The sequence below is a fragment of the Variovorax sp. LARHSF232 genome (assembly GCF_052871435.1).
The window spans coordinates 695,656-711,533 of the sequence record NZ_JBIXJS010000003.1 but is presented as its reverse complement, the minus strand read 5'-3'; the positions used below and the strand labels follow the sequence as shown (position 1 = coordinate 711,533).

6 protein-coding genes are annotated in these 15,878 nt (G+C 66.9%); 1 reads left to right on the top strand and 5 read right to left on the bottom strand.

Annotated elements, in window-relative coordinates:
• From ACIPRI_RS12185 to ACIPRI_RS12165, 5 genes are all read right to left on the bottom strand, one after another.
• The coding region (locus ACIPRI_RS12185) for a tandem-95 repeat protein (RefSeq protein WP_446621685.1) at window positions 1–5,837 on the bottom strand (5,837 nt) is incomplete at its 3' end.
• A gap of 69 nt (window positions 5,838–5,906) precedes the next feature.
• The gene (locus ACIPRI_RS12180) at window positions 5,907–8,174 is read right to left on the bottom strand and encodes a site-2 protease family protein (RefSeq protein ID WP_446621684.1); all 2,268 of its coding nucleotides are present in this window, start codon (window positions 8,172–8,174) and stop codon (window positions 5,907–5,909) included.
• Between the two features lie 19 nt (window positions 8,175–8,193).
• On the bottom strand, window positions 8,194–9,771 hold the full coding sequence (locus tag ACIPRI_RS12175) for an HlyD family efflux transporter periplasmic adaptor subunit (RefSeq protein WP_446621683.1): 1,578 nt from the start codon (window positions 9,769–9,771) through the stop codon (window positions 8,194–8,196).
• Window positions 9,772–9,776: 5 nt separating this feature from the next.
• On the bottom strand, window positions 9,777–10,625 hold the full coding sequence (locus tag ACIPRI_RS12170) for an efflux RND transporter periplasmic adaptor subunit (RefSeq protein WP_446621682.1): 849 nt from the start codon (window positions 10,623–10,625) through the stop codon (window positions 9,777–9,779).
• Between the two features lie 59 nt (window positions 10,626–10,684).
• Complete coding sequence (locus ACIPRI_RS12165) at window positions 10,685–12,310, bottom strand: TolC family protein (RefSeq protein WP_446621681.1); 1,626 nt, start codon at window positions 12,308–12,310, stop codon at window positions 10,685–10,687.
• A 690-nt stretch (window positions 12,311–13,000) separates the two neighbouring features.
• Between ACIPRI_RS12165 and ACIPRI_RS12160 the strand changes: the two genes are divergently transcribed.
• Entirely contained in the window at window positions 13,001–15,871 is a 2,871-nt protein-coding gene (locus tag ACIPRI_RS12160) for a valine--tRNA ligase (RefSeq protein ID WP_446621680.1), read from the top strand.
• Window positions 15,872–15,878: the final 7 nt, after the last annotated feature.

Genomic DNA, 15,878 nt, shown 5'->3' with positions numbered 1-15,878 from the left:
TCGGCCACCGCCGCCACCGTCATGGTGACCGTCGTCTGCGCCGTGCCGCCGTTGCCGTCGGCGATCGTCACCACGAAGCTGTCGCTGCCGTTGAAGTCAGGGGTCGGCGTGTAGGTGTAGGCCCCCGTGGCCGCATCGATCGTCACCGTCCCATGGGTCGGCTGCGTGGTCACCGCGTAGCTCAGGGTGTCGCCATCGGCGTCGGTGGCGGCCACCCGACCGCTGAAGTCGGTGTCCTCCTGCGTCTCGGCCGCGTAGTTGCCCGTGGCCGGGTTGAAGGTCTGGCCCGGCGTGGGCGGGATCGGTTCCAACGGCACGGGGGTGTCGTTGCTCGCGGTGACATTCACTGTCACGCTCGCCGTCTCGGTCACGCCGCCGGAGCTCACCGTGTAGCTGAAGCTGGTGGCACCGTTGAAGTTGGCCGCTGGCTGGAAGTCCAGCGTCCCGTTCGCCCTCAGCGTCACCGTGCCGTTGGACACCGCCACCGGGGTGTCCACCGTCACTGCCGCCCCGTTGACCGTCGTCACCGAACGGCCGCCGTTCTCGAAGCTGTCGTTGCCCAGCACGGCGACGTTGATCGGCATGTCTTCGGCGGTCGTCACCGTGTCGGGCGCGATGTCGGCCACCGCCGCCACCGTGATCGCCACCGTGTCCGTGTCGTTCAGGCTCCCGTCACTCGTCACCAGCGTCAGCGTCGCCGTGCCGTTGTAATCGGCCGTCGGGGTGTAGCTCAGCCCCGCCAGCGCCGCGTTGATCTCGGCAGCGGTGCCCGAAAGCGTCACGCTCGCGCTGCCGTTGCCCGTGATGGTCGCGCCGCCGCCCGTCGTCACGCTCAGCGTGCCGCCGGTCACGGACACCGTCGACGTGAGGCTCGCGCTGTCGATGTCTGCCACCGACACGCCGACGATCGCCTTGGCCGTGTCCTCCGACGTGCTCTGCGCTCCGGGCAGCGTGTTTGCGGGGGTGTCGTTGCTCGCGGTGGCATTCACCGTCACGCTCGCCGTCTCGGTCACGCCGCCCGAAGTCACCGTGTAGCTGAAGCTGGTGGCGCCGTTGAAGTTGGCCGTTGGCTGGAAGTCCAGCGTCCCGTTCGCCCTCAGCGTCACCGTGCCGTTGGACACTGCGATGGGCGTGCCCACCGTCACGGCCGCCCCGTTGATCGCCGTCACCGAACGGCCGCCGTTCTCGAACATGTCGTTGCCCAGCACGGCGATGTTGACCAGCGTGTCTTCGACGGTCGTCACCGTGTCCGCCGCGATATCGGCCACCGCCGCCACCGTCATGGTGACCGTCGTCTGCGCCGTGCCGCCGTTGCCGTCGGCGATCGTCACCACGAAGCTGTCGCTGCCGTTGAAGTCAGGGGTCGGCGTGTAGGTGTAGGCCCCCGTGGCCGCATCGATCGTCACCGTCCCATGGGTCGGCTGCGTCGTCACCGCGTAGCTCAGGGTGTCGCCATCGGCGTCGGTGGCGGCCACCCGACCGCTGAAGTCGGTGTCCTCCTGCGTCTCGGCCGCGTAGTTGCCCGTGGCCGGGTTGAAGGTCTGGCCCGGCGTCGGCGGGACCGGCTCCAAAGGAACCGGCGTGTCGTTGACCGCCGTGACGGTGATCGTCAACCTGCCCACGTCCGTAAGCGAACCGTCCGTGACGGTGTAGTCCACCGTATCGATGCCGCTGAAGTTCGCCGGCGGCGTGTACGTGTAGCTGCCGTCCGCCGCGATGGTGATGCTGCCGCCCTGGCTCGTCGCAAAGGTGCCCGCCACCACGCTCAGCAGGTCGCCGTCCAGGTCGCTGTCGTTGGCCTGCAGGTTCACCGTCGAGCTCAGCGGCGTGTCTTCGTTGGTGCTGGCCGTGTCGTCGACCGCCGCCGGCGCATCGTTGACCGGATTGACTGTGATGGCCACGGTGTCAGTGTCCGACAGCGGCACGCCGGCGCTGTCCCTCGACAGCACGGTCAGCGTGTCGGCGCCGTTGAAATTGGCGTTGCCCTGGTAGACCAGGCTGGCCAGCGCGGCGTTGATCTGCGCCTGCGTGCCGGACAGCGTCAAGGTCCCCGTGCCGTTGGCGCCGCCGGAGATCGTCGCTCCGCCCACCAGGTTCACGGTCAGCGTGCCGTTGCCGACAGTCAGGTGCGTGCTCGCCAGGTTGCCATCGGCATCGTTGACGCTGATGGCATTGGCGCCGGTGAAGGCCAATGCGCTGTCCTCGTCGACCGTGCGTGCGCCCGGCACCGTATTCACCGGCGCCACGTTGCCGGGAACCACCTGAACGGTGGCCACGGCGGCGGATGAACTTGCGCCACCGGCATCGGTGACGACGAAACTCAGCGTCCGCGCGCCCGCCGTGGCTGATGCCAGCGTGTGGCGGTATGCCATGCCGCGCACCAGCGTGTCCAGCGCGGCCTGCGCGATGGCGCCACCGCCATTGCGCGTGATGACGAAGCCACCCGCCACCGTATAGCTGATCAGGAAATCGACGCCATCCACCGTCGCAGCCTGCGACCGGTCGGCATTGAGAGCAAAGTCGATGCCAGCGATGTTCAGCACCTCGTTGGCGCCGTCCTGCACGCCGCCCAGGCTGATGCGCAGGCTGGCCAGGTCGTTGTCGCCGAAGTCGCTGACATCGGCATTGGCCATGGCCAAGTTCACCGCGGCGCCGCCGCTGGTCTGGCTGACGGTGTTGTCGCGCGATCCGTCGGCCGCGCCAACGGCGGAGTTCAGATCGATGGCCGGTGTCATGACGTTGTCGCGCCAGTCGAAGTCGCGTGCGGGCGGCGATGCATCGCTTCCGCTGGCCGCGGTGTCTTCGTCGCTGTCTGCCAGGTTGATGGAAACCACCGTGGTGGCCAGTCCGCTGCCGCTGGTGGTCACCGAACCGTCGTGGACATAGAAGCCATCGTTCACGCTGCCGTGCTCGAAGATGTCAAGCAGGCCGTCCCGGTCGGTGTCGGCGGTGCTGGTCATGGACGTGGGCTGGCCGTCGCCGCGCTCGGTCAGGTCGAGCTTGCCGTCGTTGTCACTGTCCGCATCCAGGTAGTCCGCCAATGCATCGCCGTCGGTATCGACCGGCGTCAGCCCCAGGCTCGCCGCCGAGCTGGCGTTTGCCGTGTTGGCGTCGTAGCGGTCGTCCAGGCCGTCGTCGTCGGCGTCCACCACGGCGCTGCCCTGACCGCTTGGCGCCAGGTAGCCGGCCGTGGCCTGCGCCTCGACGTTGTCGGTGATGCCGTCATTGTCGGAATCGAGATCGAGACGATCTGGAACTGAGTCCTGATCCTTGTCACCAGAGCGTCCGAAAGCCAAGCGGTCAACGACAAAGTCGCCATTGCCCGCACCGTTGGGGTTGACCTGCACGAGAATCGAGTACGACCCCGGCGAGGCGACCGTCACGGAGCCAGAGAAATTCTGGAACGCTGTCGTCAGGCTTTGAATCGTTCCAGCAGCAAGGACGATGGAAGTCGTCGGCGAAGTGGCAGAACCCGAATACAGAACGATCCGGTAGAAATCAGTGCCGCTGCTGTCCGAAAACGCGGGAACCTTGGCGAGGTCAAAAGCAAAGTCGTAAGTGCCGGCGCTGAGATTCTGAGGAATGGCATACGAGTAGTAGTAGTCGGCGAAGTCGAAATTGACATACAGGCCTCGCGCTCCCGTGTCCGCATTTCCGCCTGGATTGAGTTCGTCGAACAGCCCGCCGGTCAGCGTTGAGTTCGGTATTCCCTGAGAGGACGCGGTAAAGACGTTCTCACTATTGGCAGTCCACCCGCTGTCGAAGGTGCTTGCGGTGAAGCCCCCGTCGGCGATCAATGACACACCAGCCTCTCTGGTATCCAGCAGGCCGTCGTTGTCATCGTCGATGTCGCCTGCATTGGCCACGCCGTCGCCGTCGCTGTCGACGGGCGTGATGGTGGCCACGGCCACGTTGGACGCGATCGGCACCGCCGATGAGGTGGCCGCGACGCTGATCGTGCGCGCGGTCGTGGCGCCCGAAGTGGTGGCAAAGCGCACCAGGCCCAGCGCCGTCTGGTAATTGGCCGGCGTGGCGTTGCCGCTGAGCGTGAGCACGCCGGTGGCGCTGTTGTAGCTGGCCGTGATGCCCGTCACCGTGCCCATCAGCGTAAGCGAGTCTGCCGCCGTGGCGCCTGTCAACGTCACCGTCATCGACGCGAGGTTGTCGCCGTCCGGATCAGTGACCGACACCAGGTTGCCGATGGCGACCGCGCCCTGGTCATAGTTGGCGGCGTAGTCGGCACCCGCCGTGGCGGTGTCCAGGTCGATCCGTGGCGCATCGGCCACCGCAGTCACCGTCATCGCGATGTTGGCCGTCTCGGTCACGCTGCCGGAAGTGACGGTGTAGCTGAAAGTGGTGGTGCCGCTCCAGTCCGCCGCGCCCCGGAACGTCAGTGTCTGGCCATCCGCGCCCAGGCTCACGGTGCCGTTGGTGACCGCCACCGTGCCGCCCGGCACGATGGCCTGGCCGGCAATGGCGGTGATCTGCGGGTTGCTGCCTTCGAAGGCGTCGGCCGTCGCGCCGCCGGTGCCGGCGATGGGGTTGAAGACCTTGGCCGTGTCTTCGACGGCGGCGTTGGCGCCATTGATGGTGTCAGCCATGATGTCCGCCACGGCCGACAGCGTGAGCGTGCCAACGGCCGTGGTGCTGGAGAAGGCCGTGGTGCCGCCGGTGGCGGTGATGTTGACGAACTGGCCATCGGCGCCAGAAGTCTTGTCCCAGGCGCGGATGGTCAGCGTGCTGGTGCCGTTGAAGTCGCCATGGGGCTGGAAGAACACGCGGGTGGTCGTGACATTGCGGGACAGCAGCATCGCGTGGGCGTCCGAGATGTTCGTCAGCTGGGCCCAGGTCGTTCCCGAGTTGAGCGAGTACCACCACTGGCCATGGGTGTTGTCCGCACCGACAATGGCAATGCCGGGTGCGGCCGCGCTCGTGTCCCCGTCCGTCGTGGTGACGGCGAAGGTGGAAACGGCAATGCCCGGCCGCGCGGGCGGCGGCACATTCGGATCCGTGACCGCCGCTGTTCCGCCCAGGTCTTCGGTGGTGCTCACGATGGTGAAGCTCGTGGTCGACATCGTCGGCGCAAGCAGCAGGTGGTCCCAGGCATCGGCCGCAACCGCACGGGTCTCCACCGTTCCGACTTCGCGCTCCAGGTGCCAATCGCCACCCAGTTCCGCAGCGCCGGTGAGGTCGATGGACGACGCAACGTCCGCACCCGTCAGGCTGCTCAGGAGTTCGGCCGCTTGCCCACCCACATCGCCCTGTCCGAAATCGCAGCCATAGACCAGAATGTCTGCGTCGGCGGTGAGCGCCTGCCCAATGGCCAGCAACTCATCGCGGTAGGCCCCCTGCATGCTGGCGGCCGTGAGTTCCGCCGAGCCCAGTTGAAGCTGACCCGCCTCGCCATGGCTCAGGACGTGGATCGCCGCCACCTCGCTGCGCCCCTGCAGCGTGGCGGCGATGAACTCGACGCCATCCACGCCGGCTTCGATGTAGTGCACCTCGGCGCCGGACGGCAGGGCATCGACCAGCGTCTGCACCTCAGGCACCGAGCGATCGACGAAGTAGATAGCGTTGGCTGCCTGCTCGGCGCCGGCCTGCGCGGCATCCGTGCTGGTCTCCAGCGCCGCGATCAGGTCGGCGTCGCCGCTCTCGGTCACATCGTCTGGCGGCATCCCGGCCCCGCCCTGCGCTGCCACTTCCTGCGCGGTCTGCACAGCGGCGGCGTCGAGCAGCACGCGCTGCTCCAGCGGCCGCAGATGCAGCCGGGTTTGCGCAGCGATCGCCGCCTTGCCCTTGGAGGCCTTGCGCTTGCGGGATTGGGACGGTTTGAACATGCTGGAAACTCCCTTTTGTGCATTCACCCTTCCGGTCGATGTGCCCAGGGGTGTGCCTGATAAAAAAACTTACAAAACGATTGCCGCGCAGCGATCGGCAGCGCCTGCCTGCATCCTTGCGCGCCGGACGAGGCGCAAATCCGGGTACGGATCCGTGCGAAATGCCGATCGGGTCATGCCGCTCCCTCGCGCACCAGCACCGATGCCACGCGACGGATCATTCGCATCGCCAGGCTCTGCGGCGCACCGCGCACCTGGAGTTCGCCGCGGATTTCGGTCGGCGGCAAGGCCTGGCCGGCGGGTGCGGCCACACGCGCCGACACTTCGAACATCGCGTGCTCGGCACGCGCCTTGCGGTCTTGCATGCGTGAGGCCACGGGCCCGCCAAACACCGACGCGACGAGCCAGTTGTCCAGGTGGTCCGACGCGGCGGCGCCGATGCGTTGCACCGTGGCGTCGCGGGCCGGCAGCAGGTGCAGTTCGTCGACGAAGCGGCCGGTGTCGCCGTCCTCGATGCGCCGCAGGTCGTCGCCATCCACAGCCGCGCGCTTCCAGCGCGCCAGTCGCGGCCACCACGGCCAGTCGCGTCTTGTCGTTCAACCAGCGGCCCGCATGCAGGTCCTGCGCCAGTTCCGCCACGACACCGTCGAGCGGCGCGCGCACAACCAGGCGGGCCTTCTCGCGCAGCAAGCCCTCGATGCGGTCACGCTCGAGCCTCAGTTCCCGTGCCAGAACCAGGCTTTCCGACAGATCGCGATCGTCCGCGCTGCGCCGGCCCAGGCGCTCCTCGAGCAAGGCGGCGCGATCGTGCGAGGCCAGCAGTTGCTGATCGATCAGCGGCGCTGTCAAGGTGAGCAGCACCTGGCCTGCGCGAACGGCCTGGCCTGGGTGGACATGCACTTCCTCCAGGCGCGCCGGCTGCGATGCGAAGACCGGCGCCTGCTCGGCCGCGCTCAGCACGGCCGGAATGCGCACGGTATACGGCATGGGGACGAGCAGCGCCCCTAGCAGCGCCAGCGCCACCACGGCGGTGATGCGCACGCGCGCACCGCTCTCGCGGCGACGCGCCAGCCACACGCGCAGTTCGCGCCAGATCGGCAGCACGATGAACCAGGCGATCTCCACCGCGAACAGCGCGACGCCCAGCAGCTTGAAGAACAGGTGATAGACGAGCAGCGCGATGCCCAGGAAGAGCAGGACGCGGTAGACCCAGGTGGCATAGGCAAAGCCGACGAGAAACCACTTGCCGCGCCCGTGCGCCGGTTCGGGCTGCCCGTCGCCATAGCCGAACAGCAGTTCGCGCAGGTACCAGCGCCCCATGGCGAAGGAACGCTCCTGCAAGTTCGGGTAGCCCATCAAGTCGCTGAACAGGTAGTAGCCGTCGAAGCGCATCAGCGGGTTGATGTTGACCAGCACGCTGAGCACCCAGCCGGTGGTGGCCAGGGCGAAGGCCGCATGGCGCAGCGCCCCATCGGGCAGGAACACCCAGGCCAGGCTGGCCAGCACTGCGACCATGATCTCGACGGCCATGCCGGCGGCGTCGATCAGCACCCGCTGGCGGCGATCCGGCAGGCGCCAGGCATCGGTGGTGTCGGTGTAGAGCACCGGCGTCATCACGATGAAGGCCACGCCCATGGTGGTGACGCGCGAGCCCATGCGCACGGCCGTGTAGCCGTGCCCGAGTTCGTGCAGTGTCTTGATCAGCGCCAGGCTCAGGCCGAAGGTGGCCATGCCGGCGATCGAGAACATGTCGGGGAAGGTGGAAAGGAAGCGCTCCCACTGGCGCGACACCAGGTACAGGCTGAATAGGCCCAGCGCCGCCAGGAACACCCAGAAGGCGGGCTTGAAGCAGAACGAAACGCAGGGCAGCGTGCGGCGCAAGAAGGCGTCGGGCCGTGCCAGCGGCACCTTGAAGAACAGGTAGCCGTGCAGCAGGCGCTGGCTCCAAGCGGTGTTTTGCCGCGCGGCCCGCTGGCGCGCCTGCGCATAGCTGTGCTGTGGCATGGCCCGCACGAGTTCGTGCGCCATCAGGAATTCGATGAGCGCCTTCACGTCCTGCTCGGCGGGGCGCCGCCCGGTGGCGCGCGCCACCGCGTCGCGCATGGCGCCGACGGTGCCGGCAGGCCACTGCGCCAGCATCTCCACCACACCGCGGTCCACTTCGAAGAAGCGCTGCGCCAGCGGATCGTGGATCTTCCATTGCGCCACGGCGTCATGGCTGCGGCCGGCGGCACCGCCGTCGATCAGTCGAAGGTCCTTGCGCAATGGCGGCAGCGCCTGCGCGTCGAAGGCGGCGGCATTTTGTGCGGGGCCCGATGCCTGGGCGGGCATCGTCATGCGAGCGGCGTCCATGGCCTCAGATCCCGGTCCATTGGCGCACGGCGGTGATCGGCCGGCGCAGCAGGTAGTACAGAAGCGAGACGTCCTCGCCATACACGCGCGCCGTGCCGCGCAAGCCCAGGCGCTCGACGCGCGCATCGGCGCGGCCGGCGCGCGCGGTCACGGTGAAGCTGGCCACGCCGGCGGCGTCGGCCTCGGCCTTGTAGGCGGCACGAACGATCCGGGCGTCCAGGGGATGCAGGGGGTCGGCATCCAGGAACACCTTGACCTGCGCGCCCTCGTGCAGGTTCACCGCGTCGGCCACCGGCACCTTGATCTGGAACTCCACGCGCTGCGGGTCGGCCACGCGCATGATGGCCTCGCCCACGGCCACCGGGCGCCCGACCCAGTCCTGCGGGTCGCCATACAGCGCCACGCCGGCGCGCGCGGCCTTGATGATCGACTTGTCGAGCAAGGCCTCTGCGTAGTCGCGCTCGGCCTGGGCCACGCTTTGCTCACTCTGGGCAATGGCCAGCTCGCGCTTGGCGGTGGCGTCGTCCACCGAGGCCTGCTGCAGGCGCAGCATCTTGGCGCGCGACACTTCCAGCTTCTGGCTGGCCACTTCGAAATCGCTGCGCAGCGTGGTGTCCACCAGTTGCACCAGTGGCGTGCCTTCGCGCACCTGCGCGCCCGGGGACACCAGGATCCGCTCGACGACGCCGGGCACCGGCGCGGCCACCACGAACGGATCTTGCGGCGTGACCTCCACCGGGGCCAGCGTGGTCAGCGGCACCTGCACGAACACCAGCGCCAGCGCGGCGATGGCGGCGGCGACGGCCAGTTGGGTCTGGTGGCGGCGCCAGGCGCGCGGCGGCTTCGCACGGCCTTCGATCGCGCTCAGGCCGTGGGCATAGGCCTGGGCCAGGCGCGCGGCCAGCTTCTGGTGCGCATCGTCCCAGGGAAGCTCGCGCGCCAGCAGCCAGCCGGCGGCAACGGGTTGCGCGCTGTCGGCCAGCGGCACCCACATCAGGTGGCGCAGGACGGCATCCTCGGTGCAGGGGTCGTCCGCGTCGGCGTGCGCGGGCAGCTCGAACACATGGACCGAGCGTGCCGCCTCGCCTTGCCGCCACACGGAGGCGCCGATGTTCTCGTACCAGCGCGTCATGGGGGCGTCGCGGTTAACCCGCGCCAGCCCGGATACGGCCACGGTCTTCCAGCGCAGGGCGTCGCCGGATGCGCCGGACACGCCCGTGTGCGCCCGCCAGGGCAGCCGTGACACCGCGGGCGCCTGCGCCTCGAACACCAGCGCCTGGCCGAAGGGCAGCAGCGCCACCGCCTCGTTGGCCAGGTGCTGCCACAGCGCGTCGCGCGTCATGCAGCGGCGCAGCTCACCCTCGATGCGAATCAGGTGGGCACTGGCCGGGCTCGTACCGTTGCTCGCTGCCGCTGCCGCTTCGCGCGAAGGCCGGAGTGAGCCGGCATCGGCTTCAGCCGGCGCCGCGCCGATCGACGCGCGGCGCCTGACGACGCCGTTGGCCGCTTCCCTGGACACCAAGCGCGTACGAGACGGCTCTTTCGGCTCGTCGGACAGCGCTTCAACAGCAGGCAATGTCATCGCCCTTACCTCCGTTCTCGCACGGGAATCGTGCGCGACACGGGCTCCAGCATGGCGGCCGCAGGCTTCGCCGCGCGCGCGGCGCCTTTGTCGTCGCTGGTGACGCCGTTGAGCGTGGCGCGGCCACTCATGCCGGGCCGCACGGTGGCGGGCACCTTGTCGACGGCTGCCACGATCTTCACGGTCTGGCTCACGGCATCGACCGCGGCGGAGATGCGCTGGACCTTGGCCTGGAGGACGTCGCCGGTCTCGTCGACCTTGAAGGCGACGGTGGAGTCCTTGTGCAGCCACGACAGCCACTTGGACGGCACCACCATGTGCAGTTCCAGCGGGCCGTCGCTGACGATCTTGATCAACTTCTCGTTGGGCGGTGGCGTCTCGTGCGCGCGCGCCATCGTCTCGACCACGCGGCCCGCGAACGGGGCCACAACCTTGCAGCCGGACATGCGCTCATGGATTACGTCGGCCTGCGCATCGCGCTCCTTTTCCTTCAGGCGGGCAATGTCGGCGTCGGCACGTCCGGTGGCGTCCATGGCCAGCAGCTCGGCCTGCACCTTGGCATTGCGCTCTTCCACCGCGGCGCCCGCTCGTGCGGCGCGAAGCTCAGCGCCCAGGCGCCCGCAGTCGAAAGTGACCAGTGCGTCGCCCTTGTCGAAGTGCTCGCCCTCGCGGAAGGGCATGCGCACGATGCGCTCCGATACCGCGGATGAAAGGACGGCCTCGCGCTCGGCCCGCAGCACACCGCGCGCCACGCTGGACTCCGCTGGCGTGGCAGCCCAGGTCACGGGGCTTGCGAGCAGCAGGCCCACCAGCCACAGCGAAGCGCGTCGCGGTGACAAGGAGTTCGAGTTCATCAGTATCTTCATGATGCGCTGCATCCATCCAAGGTTTCGAGTACGGCAACGCAGCGGCCTCAGCCTCCGGTTGCGGGGCTGCTGTGAGCAGATCCTGTTGTCTTGTGCGTCCGCTCTGGCGAGGTTGAAGCGTTGGGCGAACCGGCCACCGCGTCGTGGCGCTTGGCCCACATGCTCCGCAACTTGCCGGCGAGTTCGGTCACCGATTCGGTCGTTGTCATGCCGGCTTCGACCGGGTCGATGCCCAGCGAGGCGTACACGTTGGCATAGGCGTTCTGCAGATCGGCCAGGGCCATGTCGTAGCGCACCTGCGAGACCAGCGTGTTCATCTGCTCGCGGATCAGCGTCTGGCGGCTGAGCTTCTCAGCCTTGTAGCCGGCCTCGATCTGCCCCTCGATCCGGCTCTGCACGTCCTGGTAGCGCTTGGCGGTCTGGAGTTCGTTCAGGCGCAGGGCATAGCGGACACGACTGACTTCCACCTGAGTGGCCACCGCCGTGGTGAGGGCCAGCTGCCGCTGATCGAGCAGTTGGCCTTGGGCCTTGATCTTTTCCTTCTCGGCCGGCAGGCGGAACACGTTGAGCACATTCCAGCTGGCACGCGCGCCCCAGCCCACCCAGTTGTTGTTGTAGAGAAAGCTGTTGTCACTGAAGTCGAGGCCGGCGAACACGCGCAGGCTGGGCAGCGCACGAAGATAGGCCGCGGTGGTTTCCTGATCGTTGCTGCGCAGCTGGTAGGCCACTTCGCGCAACTCCGGGCGGTTCTCGATGGCCGTGCGCACCATGGCCACGTAGTCGGCGCCTTGGATGCCGGGCAGCTCCAGCGGCTTCCACACCGTCGACTGCGAGGGCAGCGCCACCGTGTACTTGGTGTTGGGCGGCAGGTTCATGAGCGCCGCCAATTGCTGCTTGGCCACGCCCAACTCGCGGCCCAGGGCCTGGGCATCGCGCCTGATGCTCAGCAGTTCGCGCTGATAGGTCAGCGGCGCCAGCGGGGCGGTAAAGCCGGCCTTCTCCTGGCGTTCGGCCTGGCCCAACGCCGCTTGCGTCACGCGCTCGAGCTCTTGAGTCTTGCCCAGCAGCCGCTCGGCACTGACGGCGCGCCAGTAGGCCGAACGCACGTCTTCGACGATGCGGTTGACCACCTTGCGCTTGCGCTCGTCGGCAATGTTGACCTGATCCGCCGCCTGCTTGGCGCGCACGTACGACAGGCCGAAGTCCAGCACGTCCCAGCTCAGCGAAAGATCGCCCGACAACACATTCTTGTCGGAAGACGTCGAGGGCTCGAGCGAAGTCTGGCCGGTCAGCAGCGAACGGCTGATGCCACCCGAGTAGTTGTCGCGGCCGGCATAGTCCAGCGAAGCAACGAACTTGGGCAGCATGTCGTAGCGCTGCAGATCCAGTTCGCGCTGGCTCAGGGCCAGGTTCATCAGTTCGACACGACCGTCCAAGTTGTACTTGATGGCTCGGGCCATGGCTTCGTATAGGTCGATCGGTGCGCTCACCGGCTCTTGATCGGCATCGACGCGCGCCATCAGGTCGGTGGCCCGGGCCCGGTTTTCCTGCGTCTCGAGGGGTTTCGGCTGCACGGCGCAGCCTGCCAATACCAGCGTCAGCAAGGCGGCTTGGGCGGCACGGCTGCGCACCAGGCGAGTGGATTGCCTTTTTTTCCTAACAGTGATCGTCATGTTGGTTCTCTGCTGTCGCTTGTTTTGACAGGTTGCGGGTCACATAAGCGCGCCTTTCGCATTTCAAGCTGCGAGCTCGCAAATATTTGACAATGATTATCCTGACGTCCGAGCCAGATCTGCCCAATAGAGAAAATGCCAGATCGAGAGACTCGTTGATTTTTCACATTTGGTGCACGATCCGCACAACAAGCAATTCTCTAGATTGAGAAACGGCTATTTTTCATTCGGAATTTTCTGCAAGATGATCCAGAAAGCAGGAATCACAAGCCAAGATTTTTCCTACACGTTTGCCGCAGATCGTCTGATCAGCATGTTGACAACGAAAATTCCACGAGTATTTATTGTCGACTTTCAGCGCCAATGAATTTCATCCGACGCATTGCCGACCACGCAATGATCGCGAATTGTCGAAGAATTGAAAATAATTTCTCTATTCGGAAAATTCACAAGTCAAATTCAGATTGCCTGCACCTTGGGAAGCTAGATGCCGATTTGGATTGGCGCTGACGACGACTCCCGGGTTGTGAACTCACGCACCGCGCGCAGCGCGACATGGCGGGGCCGCGGACCTGCGCGCCAGGGCGCTCGAATAAAATCGCGGGTTCTCCCTTCCGAATCACGGCGGCACCCCGCATGCGGGGTGCCGTATCCATGCCGCCTCCCTTGAACGCCCACCCATCGCCCCCCATGAGCGACACCCTGAACCAGCCTGGCCTCGAGAGCCTGTCCAAGTCCTTCGAACCCGCCGCCCTCGAGGCGCACTGGGGTCCCGAATGGGAACGGCGCGGCTACGCGCAGGCCGGCTACCGCGGCACCAAGGCGCCCCAGAACGGCGCCCCCTCCTTCGCCATCCAGCTGCCGCCGCCCAACGTCACCGGCACCCTGCACATGGGCCATGCCTTCAACCAGACGATCATGGACAGCCTGACGCGCTACCACCGCATGAAGGGCGCCAACACGCTGTGGCTGCCGGGCTCGGACCACGCCGGCATCGCGACGCAGATCGTGGTGGAGCGCCAGCTGCAGGAGCAAAAACTCAGCCGCCACGACCTGGGCCGCAAGAACTTCGTCGCGAAGGTCTGGGAATGGAAGGAGAAGTCCGGCAACACCATCACCAGCCAGATGCGCCGCATGGGCGACACGGTGGACTGGAGCCGCGAGTACTTCACCATGGACGACAAGCTGTCGAAGGTGGTCACCCAGACCTTCGTGCAGCTCTACAACGAGGGCCTGATCTATCGCGGCAAGCGCCTGGTCAACTGGGACCCGACCATCAAGACCGCGGTCAGCGACCTGGAAGTCGAGAGCGAGGAAGAAGACGGCTTCCTCTGGCACATCGCCTACCCGCTGGCCGACGGCAGCGGCTCGCTCACGGTGGCCACCACGCGTCCGGAGACCATGCTGGGCGACGTGGCGGTGATGGTTCATCCCGAGGACGAGCGCTACAAGCACCTGGTGGGCCAGCAGGTCAAGCTGCCGCTGGTGGACCGCCTCATCCCGGTGATTGCCGACGAATACGTGGACAAGGAATTCGGCACCGGCGTAGTCAAGGTCACGCCGGCGCACGACCACAACGACTACGCAGTGGGCCTGCGCCACCAGTTGCCGATCATCGGCGTGCTGACGCTGGACGCCACCATCAACGACAACGCGCCGGAAAAGTACCGCCGCCTCGATCGCTTCGATGCCCGCAAGTCGGTCGTGGCCGACTTGAAGGAACTGGGCCTGCTCGTCGAGACCAAGAAGCACAAGCTCATGGTGCCGCGCTGCGCCCGTACCGGCGCGGTGGTGGAGCCGATGCTCACCGACCAGTGGTTTGTGGCCATGACCAAGCCGGCCAACGACGGTACCTCCATCGCGCACAAGGCCATCGAGGCGGTGAAGTCGGGCGAAGTGCGCTTCGTGCCCGAGAACTGGGTCAACACCTACAACCACTGGATGGAGAACATCCAGGACTGGACCATCTCGCGCCAGCTCTGGTGGGGCCACCAGATTCCCGCCTGGTACGACGAAGCCGGCTTGGTCTACGTCGCCGAAGACGAGGCCGCGGCACAAGCCCAGGCGCCCGGCAAGAAGCTCACCCGCGACCAGGATGTGCTCGACACCTGGTACTCGGCCGCCCTGGTGCCCTTCTCGACCCTGGGCTGGCCCGAGAAGACGCAGGACCTGGATCTGTACCTGCCCTCGAGCGTGCTGGTGACCGGCTACGACATCATCTTCTTCTGGGTCGCCCGGATGATCATGATGACCAAGCATTTCACCGGCAAGGTGCCGTTCAGGCACGTCTACATCCACGGCCTGGTGCGCGATTCGCACGGCAACAAGATGAGCAAGTCCGAAGGCAACGTGCTCGATCCGGTGGACCTGATCGACGGCATCGAACTGCCCGAGTTGCTGGACAAGCGCACCCAGGGCCTGCGCAAGCCCGAGACCGCGCCCACCGTGCGCAAGAACACGCAAAAGGAATTTCCGGACGGCATCCCGGCCTTCGGCGCCGATGCGCTGCGCTTCACCTTTGCATCACTCGCCTCGCTGGGCCGCAGCATCAACTTCGACGCCAAGCGCTGCGAGGGCTATCGCAACTTCTGCAACAAGCTGTGGAACGCCACCCGCTTCGTGCTGATGAACTGCGAAGGCCAGGACTGCGGCCTGCGCGAGCACACCAAGGCCGAGTGCGCGCCCGGCGGCCCGGCGCACGGCTACCTCGACTTCAGCCAGGCGGACCGCTGGATCGCATCGGCCTTGCAGCGCGTGGAAGCCGAAGTGGCCAAGGGCTTCGAGGAATACCGCCTCGACAACGTCGCCAACGCCATCTACCAGTTTGCCTGGGACGAGTTCTGCGACTGGTACCTGGAAATCGCCAAGGTGCAGATCCAGACCGGCGACGACGCCCAGCAGCGCGCCACCCGCCGCACCCTGATCCGTACGTTGGAAGCGCTGCTGCGCCTGGCCCACCCGGTCATCCCATTCATCACCGAGGCGCTGTGGCAGAAGGTGGCGCCGGTGGCCGGCCGCCAGGGCGAATCGATCATGATCGCCGCCTATCCGGAGAGCCAGAGCGGGAAGATCGACGAGGCGGCAGAAGCGTATGTGGCGCGCCTGAAGGCCCTGGTCGACGCCTGCCGCACCCTGCGCGGCGAGATGAAGGTTTCGCCCGCCACCCGCTTCCCGCTGTACGCGGTGGCAGACGATGCGGGCAGTGCCGCGTTCCTGCGCAGCAGCGCGCCGGTTCTCCAGGCCCTGGCCAAGCTGAGCGAAGTGAAGGTGTTCGACGACGAGGCCGCGTGGACCGCGGCCGCCGAGGCGGCGCCGGTGGCGGTGGTCGGGCCGGCGCGCCTGTGCCTGCACATGGAAATCGACAAGGCGGCCGAGAAGGCCCGCATCGGCAAGGAGCTGGCCCGCATCGAAGGCGAGATCGCCAAGGCCACTGCCAAGCTGGGCAACGAGGCCTTCGTGGCCAAGGCGCCGCCGGCCGTCATCGAACAGGAAAAGCAGCGGGTCGCGGAGTTTTCCGCCATGTTGACTAGGCTGAAAGACCAGGTAGTGCGTCTCGGCTGACACGGCG